The following is a 26,098-nucleotide window of genomic DNA, read 5'->3' on the forward strand; positions in this document are numbered from 1 at the left end:
ATTGTTAAAGCGCACGCGCACCACCGGTGATTTTGGTCGAACCGGGCGCAGGGATCCGCACCGGGCCCACCACCCATATGGGATCTGGGGTTACTCCGTTTTATCGAACAGATTTGCATTGGAATCTTAGTTCGATGGGTTGTCTCCTTGTGATGGGGCAGTGTAGGCCCGGTGTAGCGACGGATGTCTGATCCCGGGCGGTAGCTGTTCAAATTCCTGCGGGGAGCGATATCCGAGCGCACTGTGCAGGCGATGTGGGTTGTACCAGCCTTCGATCCAGGTGAAGAGTCCGCGCCGGGCGTCGTCGTGCGTCGCGAAGTGCGAACGGTTGAGCAGCTCACATTCGAGCGTGGCGAAGAAGGCCTCGCACATCGCGTTGTCGTAGGCATCGCCGACCGAGCCCATGGACGGCCGCACCCCGGCCTCCCGGCAGCGCTGGCCAAACGCCACAGACGTGTATTGGCAGCCTTGATCCGAATGATGGATCACCTCGGTGGGACGACGTTGTGCCAGGGCCATGTCCAGCGCCTGCAGCATCAGCGCAGTGCGGAGGTGGTTGCCCATGGCCCAGCCCACGATGCGTCGGCTGTACACGTCGAGGACGACAGCGAGATAGTAAAAGCCGGCCCTGGTCGGAATGTATGTCGCATCGGCAACCCACAACTGGTTGGGGGCCTCGGCACGGAAGTGCCGCTGCACCAGATCGGCAGCGGGTCTGGCCCACGCTGCGCGGCGCGTCGTGCAGATGAAGTGAGGCCGGCATGCCCCGCGCAGCCCGGCCTCACGCATCAGTCTGGCCACGCGCTTGCGCCCCACCCGGATCCCCTGACGCAGCAGCGCTGCGTGTATGCGGGGCACGCCATAGGTGCCATAGGAGCGGGAGTGGATCGCGCGGATCTGCACCAGCAGCAGCTTGTCGCGCACGACACGGGGGCTGGGGCAGCGCCCGTTCCACGCATGGAAGCCACTGCGCGAGACCTCAAGCAGCCGGGCCATGGTGGACAACGGATAGCGAGCCTGGTTCGCCTTCATGAATTCGTACCCTTGTCGGGCAGCGAGTCGGTCTCCCGGGCAAACCAGGCCGCGGCTTTTGCCAATATCTCCCTCTCCATTTTGAGCTGCCGGTTCTCACGGCGTAGCCGCGTGAGTTCCTGGTGCTCGGCACTGGTCAGGCCGTCATGACGTGTGCCTGCGTCACGTTCGGCCTGGGCGACCCAGCCGTAGATGGTCTGAGCCGAGGGCTCGAACTCCTTGGCCAGATCCTCCGGTCGACGACCTGCATGGACCAGGTCAACCATTTGCTGCCGGAAGGCCGCGGCATACGGCATGTGATGTTTAGCCATGGTGAGCACCTCCTTTGGTTCAAGATAGGTGCTGTCCGAAAAAACGGGTCATCTCCAATCGGGAAAGCGGGAGAGCGCTGTTCCTTTGCCTCTCTTGTGATGCTTCCGTAGTCAAACACTCCTTTGATCTGGATCATTCTTGCGAGTGTCAGCTGAGAGAGGGGCAAGAAATGACTGGAACCGTCTGGTCGGGCGCCACCACGCAAAGCGGCGTTCGTCTAAATGAGCAAGGTGAAGTCAGGCTGGGCAAGCTGACTACATCCTTCGGGTTGTCGCTAGGCATCACCTCGGTGCTCAGCGCATTACTGGTGATACTCAAGGAGACAAACGAGCAAACTGTACTCGCCTGGATGAAGGCAGCCACTGGGCATTACTGGATCACCCATAGCCTGCTGGACGTGCTGGCATTCGTCATTTTGGGTCTCGCGCTGCTGCAAAGGCATCCGATGGCCGTCGCGGTCATTGCTCTCGGAGGCGTCGCGTTTCCGGGGCGCTGCTAATTGCCGCCTTTTACTATCTGGCGTGAGCTCGCGCGCTTCGGCGCGCGCTCGCGACGTCTGCGGTGATGCAAGAAGGTGATAGTTCGCCATTCCCGAAGCAGGGGACGCGTCATGTACAGGAAGATCGTGCCATGGCATGCGTCGAATACTGCTGGGCAGTGTCGCCGAAGGACTTGTCGGCCAAAGCAGGCTTCCGGTAGTGCTCGTTCGCCGCTGAGGTGGGTCACTTCTTCAACGGTTTCCCGGGGGGCCTGGTGGGACTCGCCGGGCTCCCCATGATCTTGAAATCCATGCCTGCTGCCTTGAAAGCGCCCCGGTAGACGCTATCGCGCGAAACACGGGACGCTGAAAGAACCGCCACGACCACAGGGGAGAACGAGGCGGAGCCAACGCCGAACGAAGTGTCGTTGGTAGTGGCGTAGCAGAGGAACAAGCAATCCGCCGCAGGGCTGGCGCCGACGGGCGAAATATGGGCTATATCTGAATTGTGCCGCCAATCGCCCCAAGGCACGTCTCGAGGTATTAGCGGATGGCTTCCTCGACGATCTGCTCAGCCTTACCGGCGGGAAGTTCGGGGTCCGACGCCTTTGTGCTCGACCATCTCTGTCGACTCACGCACCGTGACGATCCTTCGGGTACGGATGGAACGAAATTTTGTGGCGCTCTGCACGGATCTCCCTGACTTGCCGCCATCATAGTCAAATTCTAGGTATTCCGCCCCCGGATTTGTTCCTGGCCAACCGTTTCCTGGCACACCGGAGCATTGCTGCTGAGGGCATCAGCAAAATGGTCTGCGCAGATTGCACCGGCGCGCAGACCGGCACATCGATGGGACTAAACACCCGGTACACCCATCGCTTCGTTGATCCCAATCAACTCAAATCCCTGACTGCCGCATACCTTGGACTAGGAACTGCATGTTTTCATAGGAGGATCTCCCATGTCCACCAACCATCGCCTCTCTACCCTTATCACTGCCGCCACCGTGCTCGCTTGGGCGCCAGCAGCTTTCCCGGCGTCGCCGGCTACCGGCACGGAGCATGAGCAGCACCATCCTGAAAAACGGCAAGATAAGCCTCCGGTCGTAGCCCCCGGCGTTTCCAGCGATGCAAGGCTGGACGCCCAGGTTGCCCACCTGCGTGCCATCAGAGAGCGGCTTTCGCGGGCCAAAACGCCGGAAGAGCGCCAGGCCCTCTTGGTTGAACGCCATCAGGTCATGCAAGATGCAATGGCCATCATGCAAAAGGACATGGTGAAAATGGGCGGCCCTGGTGGTATGGCTCCTGGCAAAGGAGTCGCCAAGGGAAACGCCCCATCAAATCAAATGCAGATGTGCCACGATATGGCGGGTAGTCACATGGCGTTCATGCAGGAAATGATGCAGACGATGGCCAACGACCAAGTCATGGGTCCGGGCATGGGTCCGGGCATGGGTGGAACGATGGCGCCAGGAAGGATGATGGGTAAGTAGCCGTAAGGTCTGGCCCTCGTGCGGAACAATCCCGTCGGACCGGAGACCTGCCAGCCACTTGCCGTCCGGATCAGACCAGGACCTCCTCGGCGGGTAAGTGGACGTATTCGTGCGCGCTTGCGACGGCAGTTCCGCTGCAGCAGAATGGAGCAAGCGCCTGCGAATCTTTCGGCGTAGCGTCGCCGGCGCCGAAGCGTGCGGGTATGCCCGAAGTGAGGGTCACATCATGGACAAGCCGGTATTCGACTATGCGGCCCGTTGGCAGCGCGCCGCGGCTTTGATGGAGCAGGAGGACGTCGACGCGCTGCTGCTGATGAAACCGGCAAACCTTGCATATTTCACTGGCGACGGTCGACCTTGCGCCCTGGCGCTGCTGACTCGCACGCTACATTGTGTTGTTGCCGTGCCGGCTTGTGATCTGGCCAGCATTCGTCGCACTTCCGTCGCAACCGAGCTTCGCTCTTTCCAGAGCGAAGTCGAGATGTTCCACGGCTTCCGCGATGTATTAAAGGAACTCGACCTTACACAGGCCACGATAGCCATCGAGAAGAATTTTTTCGACGCCGCCTTATATGAAGTCTTTGTTGCCCACATCCTACCGAAAGCCCATGTCGTATCCGCTACACCCATTGTTTCGCAACTCCGCATGTTGAAGGGCGTGGCCGAAATGGCAAGCATAAAGGCTGCTGCCAAAGTAGCAGACTTGGGGATGGATGCGGTTTCGCGTGCGCTGCGGTCGGGGATTCGGGAAATCGAGATCGCCGGTGAAGCAGAATTCGCCATGCGAAAGGCTGGCGCCGAGGGATGGGCATCGGTAACGTATGTCGCCTCCGGCTGGAGAGCGGCGATGGCTCACGGTCCTGCATCCCTGAAAACCATCGCACCCGGAGAAGTCGTTCAGGTCCACGTTGCTCCAGTTGTGGACGGATACACTGCAGACCTATGCAGGACTTTTCTTGTCGAGCCGATAGCTACTGACGCGGCGAACGCATTGAGAGCCTACGTTATGGCGCAGGAGCGTGGAATTGCCGCGGCAGTCCCCGGGGCGGAACTGATGGGCATTGACGGTGCGATGGCCGCCTCGCTCGAACACGAAGGTTATGGGGATAAGTTCCTACGCCCTGTGTTCCATGGTATCGGGATCGAACATGAAGAAGCGCCCATCCCCGGCGGTCACGCAGTTGTCCATGGCGAGCAAAAAATCGATCATGTGATGGCGGGTATGGTACTCGGCGTCGGAAACTGCGGCATCTATCGCGAAGACTACGGTGTACGGGTCGAGGACACGATTTGGGTAAGCGAAGAAGGTCCGGTTCCCCTGACATGCTATCCGAAGCTCATTAACTGAAGGCTACGGAATGCTGCGTTCGATCACGCGCTGGCCGTCCGCCAGGTTATTCGATGGATAGCGGATCAACTGGAGGCCGTCGGGCAGCGGGTCAAGCAATTCGGCCTCCTCCGCATTCCTGTGACCGATTCGCACTTCGCGCCGTGCCGCGCGGCCATTCACGACCGAGAACACGCACCATGACGCCGTGTCGCACCGGAAGATCGAACTGACCGGGATCTTGAGCGCAATCTCTGCCCGCCATAGGCGGATCCTGGCGATCACCCGAAAGCCATCGCCAAGCTGTGCAGGCGGTTCGATCACGTCAATAATCACATTGGTCCGTTTTTCCTCGATGCCGAGGACCGAGATCTTGGTGAAGGCATGCGGCTCGACCCGCCGCACGATACCGCGGACCTGCGCTTCGCCGCCCCAGCCGTCAATATGCACAGGCATCCCCGCTTGCACCTTCACCGCTTCGGTGGACAGCAGTGCCGCCACGATCTCCAGGTCGTGCGGATCGCCGAGCGTCAGCAACGGCGTGCCTGCGCTCACGATCCGTTCACTGCGTTCGGGCAGTTCCAGCACGGCCCCTGCGACAGGGGCCGTCACCGCGATCATGGAAGGGGACCCGCCCTTGAGCTCGCGCAATGCCAGCATGCCGGCCTCGGCCACCCGGACCTCCTCCAGCGCGGCGCTGGCCCGTGCCTGCGCCGCTGCCAGTTCATTGCCCGCGGTAATGCCAAGATTGGCGGCTTGCTCGCCCGCTTGCGGCGACAGGAAGCGCTCGCGCACCAGGCGGTCGATCCGCTGCCGCTCGCGCTGGGCTTGCGCATAGTCCTCGGCAGCGTGCCGGACCCGTTCCAGCGCCTCCCGATGCATCGCCCGCGCGGCGGCCACCCTGGCCCGCACCTCTTCCTGCTCCTGCGCACTCAGCGGCAATGGCGCCAGTTCGGCGAGGACCTGCCCGGCCTCGACCAGATCACCTTCACGCAGTCCGATGCGCATCAGTCTGCCGCTGACCGGCGCCGTCACGACAAAGCGCTCCTTGCTTCGGGTCTCGCCCTCCTCGCTGGTTGTGACCTCGAGCGGGCCGCGCACGGCCTGCACCGTGTCAACCACCAACGGGGCTGGCGTTAGTAGGTAGGCGGATCCAGCGATCAGCCCGATGGCGGCGAGGACGATGGCGGCCGTACCGCCCGACAGGCGCATGGCGTGCTACTCCCGCGTCTTCAGCACCGCGACCAGGTCAAGGTGCTGGAGGCGCCGCAAGACAAGCAGGCCTGCCACGAGCGCGGCGCACACTGCGGGCACCATGGCGAAGATGAGCGTGGTCCGCTCCAGCACAAGCGGAATCCGGAAGGCATCCCGGTCGAACACCGGCACCAGCAGTGCGCAAAGGCCATAGCCTACGGCGATGCCGAACGGCAATGCCGCGGCCGTCAGCAGCGCCTGTTCGCCAATCAGGATGGTTGCGACTTCGCCCAGCGAGAAGCCCAGCACTCGCAGGCTCGCCAGCTCGTTGCCGCGCTCGGAACGCGCAATGCGGATATTGTTGTAGACCACGCCGGCGACGATGACCGAGGCAAACCCCGCCAGGACCAGGCTTGAAATAACGAAGGTACGATCCAGCGTATTGCCGATGCTTTCCAGCACCGCACTGCGCACGATGACGGAACTGATCGCCGGCAGGCGCTTCAGCCTCCTATACAACGGCTCCGCCATCCGCGTATCGATGCGCAGATGAACGCCACTGATGGCGGCGCTTTCGCCGAGGTGCCGCGACAATGCCTGCCGCTCCACATAGGCGCCAAGGCCTAACAGGTCGTCAACGGTCGCTGTCACCGGCAGGGTGAAAACGTTGCGCCGTCCCTCCAGCAACGCCACCTCGACCCGGTCGCCGACTTGCAGGTGCAAGGCCGCTGCCAGCCTGGCGGAGATGACCAGTCCCTCCGCGCTGACCTGCCGGCGCCCCATGGCATGGCCGACCACCTCGCGCAGGTCCGAATCGGCGTCAAGGCCCGTGAGTTCCACCCGCTTCGCGCGGTGGCCGTGGCGTAGCCAGACCGGCGCAACCCGAAAGCCTTCGGCTCGCAGGATGCCGGGCAGCTGCACCGCGTCGAAGACGGCGGCGGCGGGTTGTGCGTCGGTGAAGATCAGCGTCACGTCGTCGTGCTGGGCCCGGCCGAACTGCAATGCGAGAATCTGGTTCACCCCGTCCAGCCCGAACCTGCCGACCACCATTAAACCGACGGCCAGGGCGATCCCCATCATCGAAAGCGCGGCCTTGCCCGGCCGCCGGGCAAGGTTGCGGAGGATCAGGCGCAACGGGATCGGCATCGCGCGCAGTAGACCGATGCGATCCAGCAGGCCCGCGCGGAAACCCGCGGGCAACTCCGGTCGCATGGCTTCGGCGGGCGGCAACCTGGTCGCGCGCCACACCGAGGCGCCGGCCCCAACCATCGCCGCCGCTGTGCTCGCCAGCACGGCCAGCACCAGCGAGCGCGGGCTGAGCTCGGCCTGCAGTTGCGGAAAGTGGAAGTACTGGCGATACAGGGCCACCAGCAGTTGCCCCAAATAGAGCCCCGCCGGTATCCCGGCTGCGATGCCGACCCCGACGGTGACAAGCCCGAACCGCAGGTACTGGAGGGCGACAGTGCGACCTGCATAACCGAACGCCTTGAGCAAGCCGATCTCGGCGCGCTGGACGGTTACGAGTCGGCTTAGCAGGGCATACAGGAGAAATGAGGACACCGCGAGAAACATCGCCGGCACGTAGGTGGCGGTGATGCCGATCTCGGCTAGCTCGTCGGTCAGGAACCGATGGGACAGCTGGTCCTCCCTGCCGTAGGCGCCGAGGCTGCCGTAGTGCGCCAGCAGGCGGTCGAGCGGGCCGATGACCTGGCGCGCATCCGCGCCTGCGTCGAGCGTCAGCGCCACATCGTTGAACGCGCCCTCCATGCCGAACGCCGTTGCGATCGCATCCCGGCCCATCCACAGCACGCCGAAGCGGCGGTTATCCGGGAACACCATGCCCGGGCCGACTTCATAGACATATTCGGGGGACATTCCGATGCCGACCACTTCCAACTGCCGTTCGCGCCCGTTAAGGACGGCTGTGACCCGGGAGCCCACCTCCAGACCGTTCGCGGCAGCAAATGCGGCGCTGGCCACGACCTCGCCCTCCCGGGCCGGGCTCGGATAGTTGCCGTACAACAGGAAGAGCGCGTTTGCCACCGGCACGCCGGTAGCCGGCAAGGAAACCAGCCGTAGCGTGGCAGGCTCGCTGAAGCCTGGCACATCGCCGGTCACGTCCCGCACGATTCGCGTCTCGACGCCCCTGACGCCTGGCAGGGCACGAATCTGGTCGGCGACACCTCCCGGCGCACGCTTGACATTGGCGAACACATCAGCAAATCGGTGGCTGGCATAGTAGCGCTCCTGCGCGATCGCCAGTGACTGCCAGGCGCTTTGCATCCCGACCAGGACGGCGATGCCGCAGGCAACCACCAGCGCGGCGGCGATCACCTGCCCGCGCAGCCGCCACAGGTCGCGCCCCAGCATTTTCATGCGGGCGCTTACCATGACAGCTCCGAGGGGCTGGCGCGCGTGGCATGGTGCTCGATGCCGGTGATGCTCCCGCTGCTGATATGTACGACACGGTCGGCCATTGCCGAGATCGCTGCATTGTGCGTGATGACCACAGTAATAGCGCCCAACTCGCGGTTCACCCGTTCCAGCACCTCAAGCACCAGTTTCCCCGTGCAGTAGTCGAGCGCGCCGGTTGGCTCATCACACAGTAGGATGTCCGGGCGCTTGGCCACAGCGCGCGCGATGGCCACTCGTTGTTGTTCGCCGCCGGAGAGTTGCGCCGGAAAGTGATCCTTGCGCTGCGCCAGGCCCACCATGCCGAGCGCACGCAGCGGCTCCAACGGGTGCAGGGCGATCTCCGTGACCAGGGCGACGTTTTCCAGCGCGGTGAGACTGGGGATCAGGTTATAGAACTGGAAGACAAAGCCAACGTGCTCACGCCGGTAGCGGGTCAGGCCCGTATCACTTGCCTCGGTAAGGTCGTGATCGCGGTACACCACCGTCCCGGTGCTGGGCCGGTCCAGGCCGCCGAGGATGTTCAGCAGCGTCGACTTCCCGCTCCCCGAGGCACCCAGCAGCACCACGAATTCGCCACCGAACAGGTCAAGGTCGATGCCAGCCAGCGCGCGGACCTGGATCTCGCCCATGTCGTAGGTCTTGCCGACGTTCCGCAGCCGAAACAGCGGCTCGCGGCCGTTCGCGGGGCCGCTGCCACAGGCTGTCGGGATGACGGCGTTCATCCGCGCCTACGCTGGCGTGGCCTTCGGCTTGACCAGCACCACCGGGCACGGCGCATGTGCAATCACGCGGCTCGCAACCGAGCCCATGATGGCGTCGAGAAACGCACCCCGTCCGTGTGTGCCCATGATGATGGCCTCGGCGTTGACCGACTGGGCATATGCCACGATGCGCTCGGGGGCAAACCCGACGAGGCCGTGCCAGACCGTTTGCACCCCACCTGCCTGCAGGATATCGATCACGGATTTCATGACCCTGGCGTTTTCGTCGGCATGCCAGGCTTCGATGTCCTGCTTGTTGATGTAAGACTTGACCTCGCCGGACACGTCGGGCATGCAGTGCACGACATGCACGCACACGTCTTCTCTGAACAGTTTCCGGCCCGCCACGCATTGCGCAGCCGCATCGCTATAGGCCGATCCGTCGGTCGCCAGGACAATATTCTGCATCGCATCCTCCGCATTACATGACTGTCGAAGACGTCATGGTATGAATCCCTATTCGGCCTCTTACATGACGCGCTCGCGCTTTAGCACGCGCTTCTAACGTATATGTGTTGCGCAGGCAGGCCTTGATTCACATCAGCATTTGCAGCTGCTATCGAAGCTTTTCAGTACATCAGGTAAGGGTCGCGTGGCACCATGAAGGCCGTCGCTTATGCCACGATCGCCGCGTCAATCGCATCTAGGGCGTAGCCGTCGCGCAGACCAACCGCGATCCCACCCACGGCTGGGCCCGCCTACTTGCCGACGGCCAAGGCTGTTATCGCCCTTGTGCCTGTTGGGCTAACATCCCTGTTACCAGGCACAGTGCCCGTTTGGGCGTGCAGCCTGGACCACGCCGCCCGCCGGCGCGGCAGGATCTGCGGTCATCTGGAGGCATCTGCAGGAATCGGCCAGCAAACGGAGCCAGCTGGGGAGGCGAGTTCGCCATGCATTTCGGATTTCGCAAGTTCGACCTCGGCTTGCTGCCAGTCGCGGCCGGCACGCTGGGGGGCGGCTTGCTGCTCTTTGCCTTCGGCGAAGCGGTTGCCGCGAGGCTCGCCTGGGCGGCTGGCGCACTGGTCGTCGCCGGCGCGCTGATCTTCGCGATCGTGCAGTCGCTGCGCCGAAAGAAGGCGGGCGTCGATGTCCTGGCGCTGCTGGCGATTGGGCTGGCCCTGGCGCTTGGCGAGTTCCTCGCGGCTGCCGTACTGGCCCTGATGATCGAGAGCGGCAGGGCCATTGAGAACTATGCGCAGGCCCGCTCCGAACGGGAGATGTCCGCCCTACTCAGCCGTGCCCCGCAGTCGGCCAACCGCTTGGAGGACGGCGAATGGCGCGCGGTTCCCCTTGATGCGGTTAGTCCGGGGGATCGCCTGTTGGTCCGGCATGGCGAAGTCGTGCCCGTGGACGGCGCACTGCTGGGCCAGGCGACGCTTGACGAATCTGCTCTGACTGGCGAGTCGCTGCCACGGCAGCGCCTCCCTGGCGAGGCTGTGCGCAGCAGTGTGCTAAACGCCGGCACCCCGTTCGAGATGGTGGCGGCGACCACCGCGGCGGACAGCACCTTCGCCGGCATCGCCAGGCTGGTGCGCACCGCCCGCGCGGAGCGCCCGCCCGCGGCGCGGCTGGCCGACCGCTATGCACTGTGGCTGGTGCCTGTCACCCTGCTCGTCGCCGGGGTTGCCTGGCTTGCCAGCGGTGAGCTCGCGCGGGCGCTGGCGGTGCTGGTGGTCGCCACCCCTTGTCCGCTGATCCTGGCCGTGCCGGTGGCGATCGTGTCGGGGGTCTCGCGTTGCGCCGGCCGCGGCGTGCTGGTCAAAGGTGGCGGCGCGCTTGAGAGGTTGTCGCAGGCGAGCATCCTCTTCTTCGACAAGACCGGGACACTGACGGGCGGCAGGGCCCGCCTGGCGGCCATCGAGAGCGCGCCCGGATGGCCGGCGCCGGACGTGCTGCGCGCCGCCGCTTCGCTGGCGCAAGCCTCCGGCCATGTTGTCGCCGAGGCCATCACGACCGCGGCGCGCGAGCGAGGCCTGGCTCTGGACCTGCCATCGGGCGTGACCGAGACTGCCGGTGCTGGCGTTGCCGGGCGGGTCGGCGAGCATGCGGTGGCAGTGGGATCGCCCGCTTTTACCGGCGGCGGCGATGCCGGGCCGCCCTGGTGCCAAGCCATGCTGCAACGCGCGGCCTACGAGGGCGCCTCGGTCTCGCTGGTCACGGTCGACGGCGTGCTGGTCGGGGCACTGCAGTTCGTGGACCTGATTCGCATGGACACCCCGCGTGCGTTGCGCTTGCTGCGCAAAGCGGGAATACGGCGGCTGGCCATGCTCACGGGAGACCGGCCCGACGTCGCCGAGACGGTCGGCGCGATGCTTGGCGTGACCGAGGTCCATGCCAATCTCACCCCCTCGCAGAAGCTTGCCGAGATCGAGGCAGCGCGGCACGACGGCACCGTGCTGATGGTAGGCGACGGCGTGAACGATGCACCGGCGCTGGCCGCCGCGGACGTCGGCGTGGCCATGGGCGCACGCGGCGCCGCGGCATCGTCGGAAGCCGCGGATGTCGTGCTGCTGGTGGACCGACTTGACCGGCTGGTTGACGCGGTGCGCACCGCCCGCCGGTCGCGCCGGCTGGCCGTGCAAAGCGCCATGGCCGGAATGGGCCTGTCGTTCGTCGCGATGGCGGTGGCCGCGTTCGGCTACCTGCCGCCACTGGCCGGCGCCTTGCTGCAGGAGGTCATCGATGTGCTGGTCATCGCAAATGCGCTGCGCGCCCTGCGCGCCGACCCGTCGGTGCCGGCAGAACGCCTGTCCACGGCCGACGCTGAGCGCCTGAATCAGGAGCACTCCGCGCTGGCTCCGCTGATGGAGCAGATTCGCAGCCTCGCGGACAGGTTGCCAGCCATGCCTGGCGAGGCAGCGGGCACGGAACTGCGCCGCTTGTGCGCATCCCTCAGCGGGACGCTTTTGCCCCACGAACAGCACGATGACGCGCAACTCTATCCACAGCTCGCGCGGCTGGTCGGGGGCGATGATCCGCTGGCGGCGATGAGCGGGATGCACCGCGAGCTATTCCGCGTAATCCGGTTGCTGCAGCACATGGCCGACGATTCGCCGCCGGACGGGCCGGACGCAAGCCGCATCAGGGAGTATCAGCGGCTGCTCTACGGGCTCGACGCCGTGTTGCGGCTACACTGCGCGCAGGAAGACGAGCTGTTCCATGCGCTGCGCGAGGACGCGCCGATGGAGTGAGCGCGCGACTGCACCGCGCATATGTTACCTGGCTGAATCCTACCCGGCGCGCGATACTCCGGCTGAACCAAAGTAATGACATGGACTCCCGGGCGGAGATCGTACGGCGTGCGACTGCGCGGCTGGGAGAGGACGATTACCGCCTTCTTACCAACAACTGCGAGCACTTCTGTACGTGGTACCCGTCTGGCGAGAACCGCAGCGAGCAAGTGGAGGCGTTGCTGAGCCACCCGTGGCGCGCGCTGCCGGCTATCGTGGGTGTACTCTGTAGTGCGGCTGGCATCGTGGGCCAGGATCTGGCCGCACGCGTGATGGCCTAGGGCGCAGCGGGGGGAGCTGGCAGTCAGAGTTTGCGTGCCGAGGCTGCAGTTGAGGTGGCACTCACAACAGCGGAAGGGAGCAGGCGGCAAGGGACATGGAGAGTCAATGGGACGACGCGGCGTTGACGGCCGCCTTGCAGCAGCCGGACGCCTACCCCAACCCAGCGCCGGCAGTACAGGTCATCGAGACACATATCTCCCGTGTCTTTCTGGCCGGGGACTTTGCCTACAAGGTGCGCAAGCCGGTGCGGTTCGACTTTGTCGACTTCTCCACCGCGCAAGCCCGCCGCGACGACTGTGAGACCGAGCTGCGCCTGAACCGCCGGTTCGCACCTGCCCTGTATCTGGATGTGGTGCCGATCGTGACGGGCCCCACGCCCGGCTCGGTGCGCATCGGCGGCAGCGGCATGCCGATCGAGCATGCGGTCCGGATGCGGCGCTTCGACCAGCAAGACCTGCTCAGCGCAAGGATCCCTGCGGACCGGCTGGAGCCGGGCCATATCGATGCGCTGGCGCGCAGCATTGCGGCCTTTCACCAGGCGCAGCCGCCCGCGGCCCTAGCCAATGGTTTTGGCACGCCGGGCCGCATCGACGCGACGCTTGCGGAGTGCCTGGACGGCATCGGGCGGCTGGCGTGGGCCTCCCATCTGACCAGCCGCGTGGCCCTGCGGGCGCGCAGCGAGGCCACCCGGCTAACAGGCGCTTTTCGGGCCCGCCTGTGCAACGGCCATGTGCGCGAGTGCCATGGCGATCTGCACCTGGGCAACGTCGTGCTGCTGGACGGCGTGCCGACGCCATTCGACTGCCTGGAGTTCGACGCCGCGCTGCGCTGGACCGACACCATCAGCGACCTGGCCTTCCCGGTCATGGACCTGCTGCACTATCGCCGACCGGCGCTGGCCTACCGGCTGCTCAACGGCTACCTGGAGCAATCGGGAGACTACGGCGCGCTGGCTGTGTTGCCCTTCTATCTCGCCATGCGGGCCCTGGTGCGCGCGCGCGTGCTGCTGGAGCGCGCCTGCCAGCAGCACGCCGCGGGCGCGTCCATGGCGCCGGCGCAGGCCGAGGCAGGCAGGCTGCTGGCGCTGGCATGGCGGTCTCTCAGCCGCCGTCGCGGGCCAATGGTGCTGATGCATGGGCTGTCCGGCAGCGGCAAGTCCACGGTAGCTGCACAGATGAGCGAGGCCGGGGCGATGGTACGCGTGCGCTCCGACGCGGTACGCAAGTGCCTGCACCGCGGCGTGATGCCCGCGGGTGGCTGGTATGCCGCCAGCGAAACGGCACGGACCTACCGCCGCCTGCTCGCAATCTGCCGGCTCGGTTGCCGCGCGGGCTTCCCGATGATTGCCGACGCCACCTTCCTTGCCCGCGCCGAGCGCGAGCGCTTTGCGGCCCAAGCCCTCCGCCTTGGCGTGCCCTTCACGATCGTCCCCTGCGAAGCCAGCCCTGAAACGCTGCGCGCCCGCATCGCCGCCCGTGCCCGGGTGGGCGGAGACCTGTCGGATGCCGATGACGGCGTGCTGGCGTGGCAGATGCGCATCCAGGATCCGCTGACCGAAGCCGAGCGCGCTTGCATAGCCGTGCCGGGCAGCTTCGTGTGCCGCGCTGTGCCCGGCCGCGGCTGACGCCAGGGCCCGGCCCGCATCATCCGAAGCCGTCCCGGGATCGCTTGCATCCCACTCCCGGCACGCCCCGTGGACCCGGCTTGACGGAGCGCAACCCACGGCCGGGGGCAGCGCCTACATTCGTCCATACGGGTGCCATGCGCGGAGCGCTGGCGCCGCTCTTTGCAACAAATGCGAGCATCTCATGGACGAACTGAAGCGCATCCCCTACCACCCCATCAAAGACCTGCTGCCACGCCCCGCCTCCGGCACGAGCGAGCGGGTCATCGCCCTGCCACAGCCGGACCGCACCAATGGCCTGCCGCTGATGGGGGCGCTGTGGCAGCGCATGAGCACCCGTGAGTTCGACGAGCAGCCGCTGCCGCTGCAGCAGCTGAGCGAGCTGCTGTGGGCCGCTGCGGGCGTCAACCGCTCCCAGGGCGGCGGCCGCACGGCCCCTTCGCCACACGGCGAAGCGGTGATCGACGTCTACGCGGCGCTGCCCGCCGGCCTCTACCGCTACGACCCGGTACACCATTGCCTGGCGCTGAAGCGCGCGGCAGACGTGCGCAGCATGACCGGTTACCAGGACTTTGTCGGCATGGCGCCGCTGGACCTGGTCTACGTCGCCAACCATGGCAGGATGCAAGACGTCCCGCCCAAGCTGCGCGAGACCTTCGCTGCCGCCGCGGCCGGCGCAATGGTCCAGAACGTCTATCTCTACTGCGCCTCGGCCGGCCTGGGAGCAGTGGTGCGTGGCTGGCTCAACCGGCGCCTGCTAGCCGAGCATATGTCGCTGAACGAGGACGAGGAACCGATCCTGTCCCAGACCATCGGGCACCCGGCCCCGCGCGACAGCGCGCCGGTCTAGAGATCTTGGCCGGATCGCCACTACCAGAACAGGAGACACCGACATGATCAAGAACCTCGGCAGTGCGGAACAGATCCGCAATGAAATTCTGCGGCGCCTGCAGGAAAATACCGACCTCGGCGACGCCTGCCGCAACTGCGACATCCCGTTGCCGCAACGTATCGACGCAGCTGCCAACGGCGGCTGCAACTGGGCCATCGAAGCCTTCCCCGCAGTCCCGCCGGCATGCCTGGCCACGGTCAAGGCAGTCACCACCGAGATGATGCGCGAGTACGACCTGCGCTAACCGGTCATCGCCAGCCTCCCGGCCGCTGCCGGGGGGCGACCATCGTTTCCACGGCGGCAGCCCGCCAGGTGCTCAGTTGCCCTCGGTGCCCGGTATCCTCCAACTGTCACGCATAAAGTTGCTCATGCGACGCTGGCATGCGGTACAGCGCTTCGCGGTCGGGTACGCCTGCAGGCGCGAGAACGGGATCGGCTGCTGGCAATCGATGCAGGTGCCGTACTGACCGTGCTGCATCCGCGCCCGCGCAGCGGCGATGTCGGCCAGTTGCATGCGGTAGTGGTCCAGCATCGCGTCGTCCTGCCGCTGCGTGATTTCTTCGTCGGCAAGGTCAGCCTCGTCCCGCGCCTCACGCTGCGCCAACGGTGTCATCGGCGTGTCGGCGGAACCAACGGCGGCATGGATGTGCGCTTCTTCTGCGTCAAGCTGCTCTGCCAGCGAGATGGTTTCCTGTGCTTTGAGCTTGCTCATGATGGATCTCCTGGGCCTGGTGGCACCTGCAGCGGCTGCCGGCTGCCAGGCGCTCTGCCAAGGGAATGCGGTTGGATGGTGCGCAACGGTGTCGCTAGTGAAAATGTCGGCCGCGACCGCTTGCAGGTCGGAGTAGGCTGCCTCTGCGAACAGCGTGTGGACGGCGACACAGATCGGCGCCGGGCAACCGTGTTCAAGCAGCAGGCGCGCCGACGCCAGCATGGTGCGCGCGGTGGAGACCATGTCGTCGACCAGTACCGGCGTATGGCCAGCGGGCGTGGGCAGACCGTTCGCGTCGATGCTGACCTCGTGGTCGCCGAAGCGCTGCTTGGCCAGGACAATGCTGTCCGCGCCACAGTGGCTGGCGATGTCATCGACCCACTGCTGACTCTCCTCGTAGGGGCCGACGAGCAATGGCACGCGCACCGCCTGGCCGATTCATGACGCGATCGCCGGGGCGGCATGCACGGCGATCGCCGGCCTGGTGAAGATCTCGCCCAGACTGCTGATCCGGTGAAGGTGCGGGTCCACTGTGACCAGCCAGTCGAAGCTGGCTCCCAGCAGCGCCGCAAAATGGCGTGCCGACACGATCTCCCCTGTCCGAAAGACCTTGTCCTGGCGCATGTACGCCAGGTATGGCGCCACCAGTCCAACCCGCACGGCGCCGCCTTCCCTGGCAGCGGCGGCGAGCCACAGCAGCGGCACCAGCTTGGCATCCGGACGGTCCAGCGTGCACACCACCACGGCTTCGCAACCGGCCGCAGGCTGCAGCAGCCTGACGTAGGACTCGCCGTCGTGAAAGCACCGAACCTCGGCCTCGCCCGGCCGGGCGGCCGGGCAGGCAGGCTGCGATGGCCCGGCCTGCCGTTCATTGCCGGGCATGGCGAATACGATCGGGGCCATGACGGCGTCCTTGCAGGCTCGCATCCAGGCATGCCGTGCCCGCGTTAGCGGCGGGTGACGGCCAGTGCGACCAGAGCGCCGGCCACGGCCGCGACCGCGGCGACGGAGCCGATGCTCTCCCAGGGATGCGCGTGGACGTAACGATCCGTGGTGTCGACCCATTGCGAGGCACGCATCTGCGCCGCCTGGCGTTGCTCGGCGAGGCGCTCCTGGAGCGCGTGCAGGCGTGCGCCCAACTGCGCGCGTGCCTGGGTGGCCTCCAGGCCGGCTTCGTCGGCGACATCCCGCAACAACGCCTGTACATCCGCCAGCAGCGTGTTGGCATCACGGGCTAGTGCATCTTTGTGCAGCAAGAGCTCGGCGCGAATATCGTTCATGTCATTCTCCTTTTCACTGAGTCATCGCCGTGCATCACACGGCACCATGGAAATCCAGTCGAACTTCAAGTTACCGCAGTCCGCTGCCAGCGGGGCAGCCAGGCAGTTAGCGTACCTGGCCACGCGGCGCGGTCTGCGCTGCCGCTGAAAAATGCTGGCAGAACCATTTGCCGGCGAGCTTGCCGACCTGTTCCAGCGCACCCGGCTCCTCGAACAGGTGAGAAGCGCCGGGAATCACCTCCAGCCGCTTCTCGCATGGCATCCACGCGGTGGCGTGCGCGCTGAGCTTCAGCACCACCGGATCCGCTTCGCCAACGATCATCAGGGTCGGCGCCTGCATTCGGCATAGCGCCTCGTGGCCGGCCAGGTCGACCCGGCCGCCGCGCGATACCACCGCGTCGATCCGCATGTGCGGCGGCGGCTCAGCGGCGGCACGGATGGCCGCGGCAGCTCCCATGCTGGCGCCGAAGTACCCGAGCCGCAGGTGGCGCTCGCGCGCCAGGAGCGCTACAGCCACCGTGGCAGCCTTAAGCCGCTCGCCAAGCAGTGCGATGTCGAACCGCCTCGACATCCAGACGGCCTCCCCGGTCGTCAGCAGGTCAAACAGCAGCGTGCCCAGGCCCATACGGTTCAGCATCGATGCGACTTCACGGCTGCGCACACTATGGCGCGAACTGCCGCTGCCATGTGCAAACAGGACCAGGCCGGATGCCGCTTCCGGCAAGGCAAGGTTGCCCAGCAGTGCGATATCGCCGATATGGATCCGCACCTGTTCGGTGGTGATGTGCTCCATGAGACTTCCCCTTCCCTCTTCCCGTCCTTGCCGGTGGCCTCGCCACCGTCACGCTCTCTGCCAATGCACGTTCAGTTCGGTCTCGGCGTTGCCGAAATCGATTCGGGGGAGCAGGGCACCGTGGTCACCACGACGAGGCTGCCTTTGGCGCGGGACATCGGCAACGCCGTCAACCATGCCGCGGGACGCTCACGATCGATCGCAATCACCCGCTCCATCGGATGCTGTGCCCGCAGTTGGGCTTCACGGTGCCGCACCAACGCCAGTAGCTCGGCCCGATGCGCGGCCTCGAAGGCGCCGCCCAGCGCCAACCTACCGGCCGGAATCTTGTCAGCGATGCGCTGGCAGGCAGGCAGAGCAGACCAAGTTGGCGGCGCCCGGTGGTACGGCGCGCCATTGCCGGTGCCCGCGCATGAATACGGCATGACAGACCGGGCAACTCGCCACCACGGGGGCAGCCACCGGCTGCTTGTAGCGGTCGGGCATATGCTCGACGGGGAACGGATTCCAGCGGACTGGTCGGACCTTGGTTGATTGCGTTCGGACTGTCATCATGATGCCTCGGTAGCCATTGACCTGCATGCCGGTTGACGGCCAGTTGCAGCGTGTGCGGCGTCCCTACTCCTTTCCACCATTCCACGTCCTGGCCCCGGCAAAACCCGACTTGCCTACACTGTTAAAGCTATGCGCTGGTGCGGCTATCAACTTGGGCTGGATCAAACAATCGCAAGACATCCGCGGATGATGCCGGCTACATGGGTCGCCGCAGCACGCTGCACAATACCGGCAACGGGCCCACCCGGAGCAATTCCTCAGCATGGCTGAGTACCGCGACGGTTCCTGGTGGCCGGCGTGCATGACTGGCTAGTCGTCTTGTTCACAGCGCTGCGCCTAGCACTTTGCGACCGGGCAAACTGCCGGATAAAAGAGGTGGCGGCGGACAGTTTCTGGTCGACCACTGCCAATTGCGTTGAAGTGTGTCTCCGGAAGACAGAACCTGGGGGGCACGGACCGGCACACCGTACCATTGGGGAGCGATCAGTACATCGCCGCGCGTACGCGAATGCACGCGCGGAAGAAATCCTCGGTAGAAAAGCTGGCCTTTATCGCCCGAGCTCGCCAGACAGAATAAGTCCTGGCGTGAACTTCGATGTACCGGACACGGGTAGCCGGCTCGAATGGAAACATGCCGTCGGACACGGGAAATGCCGGCCGACGCCTAAGAAACTCACTCCAGAAACCCTGCGCAAGCTGGCGGAGTGTTCCGTTGTCATCGTTCATCGGATTCCATTGAGCGACACGCTCCTCAGTATTGACAGCGAACGGCCGGTACCTTGCTGCCCTGTCTGGCTCTCTGTCCCGCTAGTAGGCCTGAGGCTACTCCGATTCCGTTCCCGCACTTGCCCTACCATCCCGCTCCGTAGCAGCCGCCGCACCGCACTTCCCTTCATCGCATCGCCGAGGCGCTGCGGAAAAATCAGTGCGACATCAGTACCGGCACTGTCATCGACTCGAGCAGCGTGCGGGTGACACCGCCAAGGACCAGCTCATGCACCCGGCTGTGCCCGTAGGCGCCCATGACGATCAGGTCAGCATTTCGGTCTGCGGCGTGTGAGAGCAACATCTGGCCCACGTCATCGCCGTCTCCCGCCGAAAGCGTGCACAGCTGCGCTTCCACGCCATACCGAGCCAGCCAGTCCACGGCATACTGAGGGGGCGACACCCAAGGCCCCTTCAGAACGCTCGATGGTGTCCACGAAACCACTTCCACGGTGCCTGCGCGCTGCAGAAGCGGGAGCGCATCGCGGATGGCGCGCGCCGACTCGCGGCTGCCGTTCCACGCCACCATGACGTTCTTGCCAACGCTCGGGAACCGGCCCGCATACGGGACCACCAGCACCGGCCGCCCACATTGCAGCACGATGGATTCAACAAAGCCGGGCTCAGCGTAGGCGGCATCATCAGTGGGATCGTGCTGTCCGAGGATGACAAGATCGGCCCGATGTGCCTCTGCCTGGACCGTCGCCGCCGTGGCCCAGTCCGGCGCCCGCCATTCCGTATTGACGGCTATCTCGTCCGTCGCGCCCATCAGGGCATGGCGGGCCCCCTCGCCGACCTGATGCTGCCATTCGTTGTAGGAGGCGAGATAGCGGTCGCCGTCCACTAGGTAGCGCACGGCGGTGGGATCCGGCTTGCCGACGGCAAGCAGGCCGACCAGCGTGGATTGGAACTCCAGCGCCAGCTGGGTGGCGAGGTTCAGCCGGTCGTACACACGGCGGCTGGCGTCGAGATGAACCAGGATCGTTGCGTAGTCCATGGATTGTCTCCATCAGGCAGCCCCGAACGGGGCTTTGCTTAAATCTATATCGCCACCCCGCCCCGGATTTGTCGTGCATCAAGCCACCTTCCTGTCCGCGCCATAGGCGATACCGCTGGCACCACCACTACCGCTCTGGTGCGCGCCACTATGATTCCCATAGAGCGAGCGCCGGTTGGCATTGACCTGCGCTACGACTGAGCGGGGCGGCCAGGCGAGCATGAGAGGCCATTGGCGGGCACATCAGGTACGGGTTGCACCGGGCCGCCTGACGCCAACGCGAGCGTGCGCGGCTTCGGTGGCCGCAACGGGTCCGGTACGGCGCTACACGCTGCGCATAACGGCACCAACGCGCAGGCGGCAAGCCTGCGCCATCCTGGCCGTCTTGCCGGGGTGCATGACTGCAAGCGATTTTTCATGGGTGACCTCCTGTGGGGCGCGCACCGGCCGCCGCCGGCCACCACGTGCGCTTCACACCGCGAAGCGGACATGACCGCTGTGCAGCACGATGTGCTGCTCACCTGTCATCTCGAACAGCGCTCCCGCAACGCGTTCAATGTCGTTGCGGTTGCTCATGAATGCCGGCAGCAAATCTTCACTGCGGTACGAGCGCGCGCCGAAATGATCCTCAAGCGCCTCGGCAGTGATCTTATAGGTTGCTGGCAAGCCGTCCACCTTCGCGGCACACTGCAGGCTTGGTCCGGTCGGGCAATAACCCGGCATCTCGCCGGCAAAGTCGATTTTATGCATAGCTCTCTGGGGTAATGCCCTCCAAAGTCTGTTCGCCTGCTACGCCTCCTCGGCGCGAACAAGCAGGACGGGCGCGACGGCGAGGGTGATCACGCTTCGCGCGACGCTGCCCATGACGAGTCGCCGCACTCCCCGGCGGCCGTGCGTACCCATCACAACGAGATCGGCGTCCCAGCCATTGGCTTCGGCCGCGATCGTGGTAGCAACGTCGCCCTCGGCCATCGGCTTGCCCAGCAGCCGCGTTACGTGGCGAATGCCCGCCGCGGCAAGCCTGCTGGCGGCAGCCGCGAGGACGCTTTCGCCCGCCGTCGTGAGGTCCTCTATCAATCTCACCGGATCCAGGTTGCTGACATCCAGGAACGGGCTGCGGTCATCGACCACATGGACCACCTCCACTTCCGCGTTGGCGGCGAGCGCGATGATCATGGCCTGTTCCAGGGCAAGCTCCGATGCGGCGCCGCCGTCCATGGCGACAAGGATGCGCTGGTACATAGCGGCTTCTCCGGTGATAGGAGTCTGTGGTGGCTCGGGTCTGGACTTGTCTAATGCAGCGTAGAGCAACCGGCGCAACTGCTGTTGATACGTGTCAAAGCCGCTGCACGATGCTCCAACCGCCGCGGCGGGCGGGCATATGTCCCAGTTGATACGCATCAATGGCGGCCGCCACGCAAGACCTACGCTGCAGAAGCAGCGACGTCCGCTGCCAACTTGACCGGAGCCCCGTGATGACCCAAACCGCAATTGTTTATTACTCCCGCACCGGCACCGTACGCCAGGTGGCAGAGGCCGTTGCCGCGCGGACCGGATGGCCACTGGCCGAGGTCGCCGACGTGAAAAGCCGCGCCGGGATCCTTGGCGACATCCGGTCCGTTATCGATAACCTCTTTCACCGCCAGGTCGAGTACCGCTACGACGGCCCGACCCTCGATCGCTGCGAGCATATCGTGGTCCTGGCACCGGTATGGATGGGCAGGCTGGCGGCCCCGATGCGCAGCTTTCTGGCCGCCAGCGTCGCCAAGCCGCCGCTAGCCGCGCGCGTGTCGGCAATCTGTGTCATGGCATCGCTCGGGGGCTTCCAGGCAGAGGCGGAGATAGGCAAACTCACGGGAAAGACACCCGCGCCGGCACTCGTGCTGCTCGAACGAGACGTGCTGAGCGGCGATACCGCCGCCGAGATCGATGACTTCGTGCAGGCGTTGCGGTTCGCGGACTCCAGGCCTGCCCACGCCGAGCGTCCCGCCTGGTTGTCCCCGAACCAGACGTGAGCGCTTCTTGCGGCTCGGTCGCTCCTCTTTCGAGGCGTCCTGAACCGCCGCGAACTTGCGCGTTTTCGGCCCGCGGCGACACTGTCAGGCTGCGGGCTCAGCGACGCGGACAGGGTGTTGTGCCGCAGAGCAGCCAGTCGTCCTCGAGCGTATTGACCTGCAGCCGGAACGTCATGTCGAGCGGCTCGCCAGCGACGACGATGTCGCGCATCTGGTTCCGCCCTTGGTAGCTCACCGCGACCCGATAGGTACCTGGCTTGAGTCGCATGTAGAACAGCGGCCCGCTGGCGGTAGTTTGCAGCACGGCGCGACCCTCCTGGCTGGCCACGACCACCGTGGCACCGTCCAGCGGGTTGCCGCGCCCGGCATCCACCATCGTCAGCCGTACATTGAAACGCGCGGCGATGGCCAGCATGCTTTGAAAGCCAGCGTCATCGTCTCCACCCGAAACGTAGGAGACGCCGTGCTGCTCCATGATCTGCACGTCAGCGCCAGCGGGCGTAGCGCGAGCGGCGCAACCGACCGCCGCAACGGCAATCGCCAGCGACGACAGGCCGACGCCAAGGCTTCTTGAAACCTGCATTTGCGTTACTCCGAACGAATTGTTGGGTGTCCGCGGACTGGAACCGAACGGTCAGGGCGTATCGTTGCCCGACTGCTGCCTAACGAGCAGTACGGGGCGAACCGTCTTGCTGACGACGTGCTCCGAGACCGAGCCCAGCACCATGCGCCGCAAGCCGCGATGGCCATGTGTGCCCATGACGATCAGGTCTGCACTCCAGTGGTCCGCTTCCACGACGATCGCTTCGGCAACCTTCGCAGGGGTGCCAGGCGTCTCGGCCAACCTGCTGCTCCAGCGCACGCCGGCGGCACTCAGGCGCTCGCCGGCGCGTGCCAGCACCTGCTTGCCATAGGCAATGATGTCAGCCATCAGCCAGGGCCGGTAACCCGGCCTGATCTCGAAGAACAGGTCGCTGTCGTCGACGACGAACATTGCACTGACCTCGGCGTGGGTCGCCAACGCCATGGACACGGCTTGCTCCAGGGCATTTAAGGACGAGCGGCTGCCATCGATGGCTAGGAGAATGCGGCGGTACATGGCGACCTCGGCTCCGGCTGGTTCTTTCCAAAGTAGCGGTCGCAAGCACATGCGGGTTGATGCCAGTCAACGAAGCCCTAAGCGGGCCTAACAGAATAACTTTCTGAGATGCCGCCAGCAAAGGATGCAACAGGTGATGTTCAGGAAGGCTTCGTGGATGGTGGCAAGGCGCTCCGCTGGGCGGGAGGGCCGGGTGTGGCGGGCTATTCGATGCGGAAAAGGTCATGCGCCAGGGCGTAGCTGAACGCATAGTCCAGTTCACCGGACGCCTGGGCATGCAGCGTACAGAGCGGAGCGCCGGCTACAACCTCGTCGCCGGCGAGGACATGCAGCTCCAGCCCGGCCACCTGCCGGCGCGGAGCCCCGGCCAGCTTCGCCGCGCGCGCGACGTGCCGGTTGTCGATGGAGGTCACGATGCCGCTGCGAGCTGCGAGCACGTCGCGCCGGAACACCGCTTGCCCCGGGGTGCGCAGCCCCCCTTGCGCTTCACAAATCGCCTGGAACCGGGCCCAGGCGGCACCGCTGTCGAGCAGACTGCTGGCCTGCGGCCGTCCCTGTCCGACCGGTATCGCGCCGCAGAATTCCAGGAGCTCGCCCGTCAACAGCAGCGAGCGTTCGCGCAGGTCGGCGGGCGCCGTTGGCTGGCACTGCAACACCGCCAGCACGTCGAGCGCCTCGAGCGCGGGCCCGACGCCCCGGCCCACCGGCTGCGAGCCGTCGGTGCGCAGAATCCGGATTTTCAATCCGAAAGCGTCCGCGACTTTGGTCATGGCGATATGCAGGCGCTCCAGTTCGCTGTCGTCGCGGATCTTCGCCGTCAGTCCAACCGGCACGTCGATCAGCACATGGGTGGAGCCGGCGGCAATCTTCTTCGACAGGATAGAGGCCACCAACTGAGCATCGCTGTCGATATCCAGGGCGCGCTCCACGCGGATCAGCACGTCGTCCGCGGGACTCAGGCTCAGCGCGCCGCCGCCCCACACCAGCGCCGCCCCGACCTGCTCCACCACGCGCCGCAGTTCCGCCGCATCCAGCGTCACGCGGGTCAGGGCTTCCATCGTATCGGCGGTGCCGGCGGGCGAAGTGATCGCGCGCGACGAGGTCTTGGGCAGCAGCAGCCCTGCCGCTGCCGCAATGGCCACCACGATCGGCGTGGTGCGATTGCCCGGCAGCCCGCCAACGCAATGCTTGTCCGCAATCACCGCGCGGTCCCAGCTCAGGCGCTGGCCGGACCGGACCATGGCCCGGGTCAGGTCGACGGTCTCGCGCAGGCTCATGCGACCGTCCGCGCAAGCGGTGAGGAATGCGGCAATATGCACGTCGGCGTACCGCCCTGCACTGATGTCGCCGATGATGCCGTCGAGCTGGACGCTGTCCAGGTGGCAGCCATAGATCTTGGCACGCAGTGCCTGCACCGACTCCAGCGCGGGCGCATGGGTGACATGCACGACATCGCCGGCGCGTGCCGCCAGCGTCCGTGCCGCGCTCACCGACAGGCTCGCTTCGCCCATGCTCAACAGCGGCGCGCCCAGCAGCGTCAGCGTGGCGATCAACGACCTGTCGCCGATCTGCACGCGCACGCGCGCCTGCGCGGAAAAGCCCTCGGCGCGGCAGATGGGGCAATCCGGATGCATGTAGATGACATGCTCCTGCCACGTATCGATCTCGAGCGGCCGGAACACCAGCGCCCCAACTTCGCGGGACGCGGCGGCGGCCACGACATCGCCGTGTCGGCCGGAAATTACGGGATCAAAACTGGGATCGTTCACGTCATGCCTTGCCGGGGTATGACGCTGCTAGCGAGCATCGAGGGCGTCCAGGTTGAGCAACTCGATGGTCTTGCCCTGCACGGTGAGCAGCCCTTCCTGTTGGAACTTAGACAAGATTCGGCTCACGGTTTCCAGGGTCATGCCGAGGAAGCTGCCGATGTCCTCACGCGTCATGCGCAGCACAAAGGACGTGGCCGAATAGCCCCGCTCGCGGTAGCGTGCCGAGACATTCAACAGGAATGCCGCCACGCGTTGCTCGGCGGACATGTTGCCCAACAGCATCATCTGGCGCGATTCCCTGACGATCTCGGCACTGAACATCTTATGCAACTGGCGTTGCAGCGGTTTGATCTCGCGGCAAAGCGCCTCAAGCAAGTGAAACGGGATCACGCAGACCACGCTGTCTTCCAGGGCAATCGCATCGCCGTTATGGGTTTCCTGGCAGACGCCGTCCATGCCGATGGCGTCCCCGGCCATAAAGAAGCCCGAGATGGTCTCCTTGCCCCGCTCCGGCGCCACCACGGTCTTGAACGAGCCGACGCGGACCGCATAGAGGCTGCGGAACGGATCGCCGGCGCGGTACAGCCGTTCGCCCTGCTTGACCGAACGCCAGCCTTGCACGACGGAGTCCAGGCGGGCCATTTCGCCGGCCTCCAGGCTGGCGGCCGCCATGCAGATATTCCGCATCATGCAGGTCGTGCATCGGGCCCGACCATCGCTCGGCACCTTCGCTGCAGGCATCCCATCTTCGCGCCTGTCGAGCGCACCGGACATGTCGGTCGCGTCACAAACGGCATCAACCTCAGTATGCAAGTCAAACATGGTTGTCTCCGTTCCGCCGGCCTTCCTGGTCCCGACCCGCGTTCGCACATCGCATGGCGGACCGCATCTGCATGCACGCCGCTATGTTTGACTGAAGTATTGGACGGCACGGGTTCCACGCCTAGAAGGCTGCGCTGAGTTGCGTGTCAGGAATGCAGCGTCGCTTGTCAGGGTTCCCTGACACCGGTCATTCCGTACGCCCTGGCTTTCCGCGCAGGCGCATGTGATGCAACACCGGTATCTGGCGCACAC

The 26,098-nt window shown here is 65.3% G+C and carries 25 protein-coding genes and 2 pseudogenes; 9 read left to right on the plus strand and 18 right to left on the minus strand.

What is annotated here, in order from left to right; all coding sequences use genetic code 11:
- Positions 1-204: 204 nt before the first annotated feature.
- Positions 205-1,343 (minus strand): annotated as a pseudogene (locus tag LPA45_RS32270) (IS3 family transposase); the annotation flags it as partial.
- 170 nt (positions 1,344-1,513) lie between these two features.
- Between LPA45_RS32270 and LPA45_RS32275 the strand changes: the two are divergent.
- Complete coding sequence (locus LPA45_RS32275; protein WP_116323465.1) at positions 1,514-1,843, plus strand: hypothetical protein; 330 nt, start codon at positions 1,514-1,516, stop codon at positions 1,841-1,843.
- A 223-nt stretch (positions 1,844-2,066) separates the two neighbouring features.
- Here the strand turns inward: LPA45_RS32275 and LPA45_RS32280 are convergent, their stop codons facing one another.
- Positions 2,067-2,354: a methionine adenosyltransferase gene (locus LPA45_RS32280; RefSeq protein WP_367395124.1), complete on the minus strand. Its 288-nt coding sequence runs from the start codon at positions 2,352-2,354 to the stop codon at positions 2,067-2,069.
- A gap of 429 nt (positions 2,355-2,783) precedes the next feature.
- On the opposite strand from LPA45_RS32280, the gene LPA45_RS32285 reads away from it, so the two are divergent.
- Positions 2,784-3,314: a hypothetical protein gene (locus LPA45_RS32285; RefSeq protein WP_116323468.1), complete on the plus strand. Its 531-nt coding sequence runs from the start codon at positions 2,784-2,786 to the stop codon at positions 3,312-3,314.
- Positions 3,315-3,540: 226 nt separating this feature from the next.
- The gene (locus LPA45_RS32290) at positions 3,541-4,662 is read left to right on the plus strand and encodes a Xaa-Pro peptidase family protein (RefSeq protein WP_233528444.1); all 1,122 of its coding nucleotides are present in this window, start codon (positions 3,541-3,543) and stop codon (positions 4,660-4,662) included.
- A 3-nt stretch (positions 4,663-4,665) separates the two neighbouring features.
- Here LPA45_RS32290 and LPA45_RS32295 read toward each other — a convergent pair whose 3' ends face one another.
- Genes LPA45_RS32295 through LPA45_RS32310 form a run of 4 tightly spaced genes read right to left on the minus strand, consistent with a single transcriptional unit; the run spans position 4,666 to position 9,419 of the window.
- Positions 4,666-5,853, minus strand: a complete 1,188-nt coding sequence (locus LPA45_RS32295) for an efflux RND transporter periplasmic adaptor subunit (RefSeq protein ID WP_116323469.1) — start codon at positions 5,851-5,853, stop codon at positions 4,666-4,668.
- Between the two features lie 6 nt (positions 5,854-5,859).
- Positions 5,860-8,226, minus strand: coding sequence for an ABC transporter permease (locus LPA45_RS32300; RefSeq protein ID WP_317922335.1), 2,367 nt, complete (start codon positions 8,224-8,226; stop codon positions 5,860-5,862).
- A complete protein-coding gene (locus LPA45_RS32305) occupies positions 8,220-8,972 on the minus strand; it encodes an ABC transporter ATP-binding protein (RefSeq protein ID WP_116323471.1) in 753 nt (250 codons plus the stop codon). Before LPA45_RS32305 ends, LPA45_RS32300 begins: the two co-directional genes overlap by 7 nt.
- Before the next feature lie 6 nt (positions 8,973-8,978).
- Positions 8,979-9,419 carry a universal stress protein gene (locus LPA45_RS32310; RefSeq protein ID WP_116323472.1) on the minus strand — a complete coding sequence of 147 codons (441 nt, stop codon included), beginning with the start codon at positions 9,417-9,419 and terminating at the stop codon, positions 8,979-8,981.
- Between the two features lie 482 nt (positions 9,420-9,901).
- Between LPA45_RS32310 and LPA45_RS32315 the strand changes: the two genes are divergently transcribed.
- The 5 genes and pseudogenes from LPA45_RS32315 (at position 9,902) to LPA45_RS32335 (ending at position 15,283) form a co-directional block, all read left to right on the plus strand.
- On the plus strand, positions 9,902-12,202 hold the full coding sequence (locus LPA45_RS32315; protein WP_116323473.1) for a heavy metal translocating P-type ATPase: 2,301 nt from the start codon (positions 9,902-9,904) through the stop codon (positions 12,200-12,202).
- A 92-nt stretch (positions 12,203-12,294) separates the two neighbouring features.
- Positions 12,295-12,522: pseudogene (locus tag LPA45_RS32320) on the plus strand (lecithin retinol acyltransferase family protein); the annotation flags it as partial.
- A 95-nt stretch (positions 12,523-12,617) separates the two neighbouring features.
- Positions 12,618-14,147: a bifunctional aminoglycoside phosphotransferase/ATP-binding protein gene (locus LPA45_RS32325; protein WP_116323474.1), complete on the plus strand. Its 1,530-nt coding sequence runs from the start codon at positions 12,618-12,620 to the stop codon at positions 14,145-14,147.
- Between the two features lie 184 nt (positions 14,148-14,331).
- On the plus strand, positions 14,332-14,997 hold the full coding sequence (locus LPA45_RS32330; protein WP_116323475.1) for a SagB/ThcOx family dehydrogenase: 666 nt from the start codon (positions 14,332-14,334) through the stop codon (positions 14,995-14,997).
- Positions 14,998-15,040: 43 nt separating this feature from the next.
- Positions 15,041-15,283: a hypothetical protein gene (locus LPA45_RS32335; protein ID WP_116323476.1), complete on the plus strand. Its 243-nt coding sequence runs from the start codon at positions 15,041-15,043 to the stop codon at positions 15,281-15,283.
- 72 nt (positions 15,284-15,355) lie between these two features.
- Here LPA45_RS32335 and LPA45_RS32340 read toward each other — a convergent pair whose 3' ends face one another.
- The 8 genes from LPA45_RS32340 to LPA45_RS32375 all read right to left on the minus strand — a co-directional run bounded on the left by LPA45_RS32340 (position 15,356) and on the right by LPA45_RS32375 (position 21,383).
- Entirely contained in the window at positions 15,356-16,171 is an 816-nt protein-coding gene (locus LPA45_RS32340; RefSeq protein WP_317922329.1) for a TraR/DksA C4-type zinc finger protein, read from the minus strand.
- A gap of 18 nt (positions 16,172-16,189) precedes the next feature.
- The gene (locus LPA45_RS32345) at positions 16,190-16,654 is read right to left on the minus strand and encodes a ribose-phosphate pyrophosphokinase-like domain-containing protein (RefSeq protein WP_158577757.1); all 465 of its coding nucleotides are present in this window, start codon (positions 16,652-16,654) and stop codon (positions 16,190-16,192) included.
- A gap of 44 nt (positions 16,655-16,698) precedes the next feature.
- Positions 16,699-17,031 carry a YqjD family protein gene (locus LPA45_RS32350; RefSeq protein WP_116323479.1) on the minus strand — a complete coding sequence of 111 codons (333 nt, stop codon included), beginning with the start codon at positions 17,029-17,031 and terminating at the stop codon, positions 16,699-16,701.
- A 106-nt stretch (positions 17,032-17,137) separates the two neighbouring features.
- Positions 17,138-17,824, minus strand: coding sequence for a dienelactone hydrolase family protein (locus tag LPA45_RS32355; RefSeq protein WP_317922326.1), 687 nt, complete (start codon positions 17,822-17,824; stop codon positions 17,138-17,140).
- Positions 17,825-17,895: 71 nt separating this feature from the next.
- On the minus strand, positions 17,896-18,249 hold the full coding sequence (locus tag LPA45_RS32360; RefSeq protein WP_317922325.1) for a hypothetical protein: 354 nt from the start codon (positions 18,247-18,249) through the stop codon (positions 17,896-17,898).
- A gap of 1,052 nt (positions 18,250-19,301) precedes the next feature.
- Positions 19,302-20,141, minus strand: coding sequence for a universal stress protein (locus tag LPA45_RS32365; RefSeq protein WP_317922324.1), 840 nt, complete (start codon positions 20,139-20,141; stop codon positions 19,302-19,304).
- Between the two features lie 471 nt (positions 20,142-20,612).
- Positions 20,613-20,891: a DUF1488 domain-containing protein gene (locus tag LPA45_RS32370; protein WP_317922322.1), complete on the minus strand. Its 279-nt coding sequence runs from the start codon at positions 20,889-20,891 to the stop codon at positions 20,613-20,615.
- Positions 20,892-20,930: 39 nt separating this feature from the next.
- Positions 20,931-21,383, minus strand: a complete 453-nt coding sequence (locus LPA45_RS32375) for a universal stress protein (RefSeq protein WP_116323484.1) — start codon at positions 21,381-21,383, stop codon at positions 20,931-20,933.
- Positions 21,384-21,616: 233 nt separating this feature from the next.
- Between LPA45_RS32375 and LPA45_RS32380 the strand changes: the two genes are divergently transcribed.
- Positions 21,617-22,156 (plus strand): flavodoxin family protein, encoded by a 540-nt coding sequence (locus LPA45_RS32380; RefSeq protein WP_116323485.1) that lies wholly within the window; start codon positions 21,617-21,619, stop codon positions 22,154-22,156.
- 97 nt (positions 22,157-22,253) lie between these two features.
- Here LPA45_RS32380 and LPA45_RS32385 read toward each other — a convergent pair whose 3' ends face one another.
- The 4 genes from LPA45_RS32385 to LPA45_RS32405 form a co-directional block, all read right to left on the minus strand.
- A complete protein-coding gene (locus tag LPA45_RS32385) occupies positions 22,254-22,739 on the minus strand; it encodes a carboxypeptidase regulatory-like domain-containing protein (protein ID WP_116323486.1) in 486 nt (161 codons plus the stop codon).
- 51 nt (positions 22,740-22,790) lie between these two features.
- A complete protein-coding gene (locus LPA45_RS32390; RefSeq protein ID WP_116323487.1) occupies positions 22,791-23,255 on the minus strand; it encodes a universal stress protein in 465 nt (154 codons plus the stop codon).
- A 203-nt stretch (positions 23,256-23,458) separates the two neighbouring features.
- Positions 23,459-24,973 carry a thymidine phosphorylase family protein gene (locus tag LPA45_RS32400; RefSeq protein WP_317922317.1) on the minus strand — a complete coding sequence of 505 codons (1,515 nt, stop codon included), beginning with the start codon at positions 24,971-24,973 and terminating at the stop codon, positions 23,459-23,461.
- Between the two features lie 78 nt (positions 24,974-25,051).
- Positions 25,052-25,846 (minus strand): helix-turn-helix domain-containing protein, encoded by a 795-nt coding sequence (locus LPA45_RS32405; protein WP_116323489.1) that lies wholly within the window; start codon positions 25,844-25,846, stop codon positions 25,052-25,054.
- Between the last annotated feature and the right edge of the window lie 252 nt (positions 25,847-26,098).

Source organism: Cupriavidus sp. Agwp_2 (assembly GCF_040784895.1).
Classification (GTDB): Bacteria; Pseudomonadota; Gammaproteobacteria; order Burkholderiales; family Burkholderiaceae; genus Cupriavidus.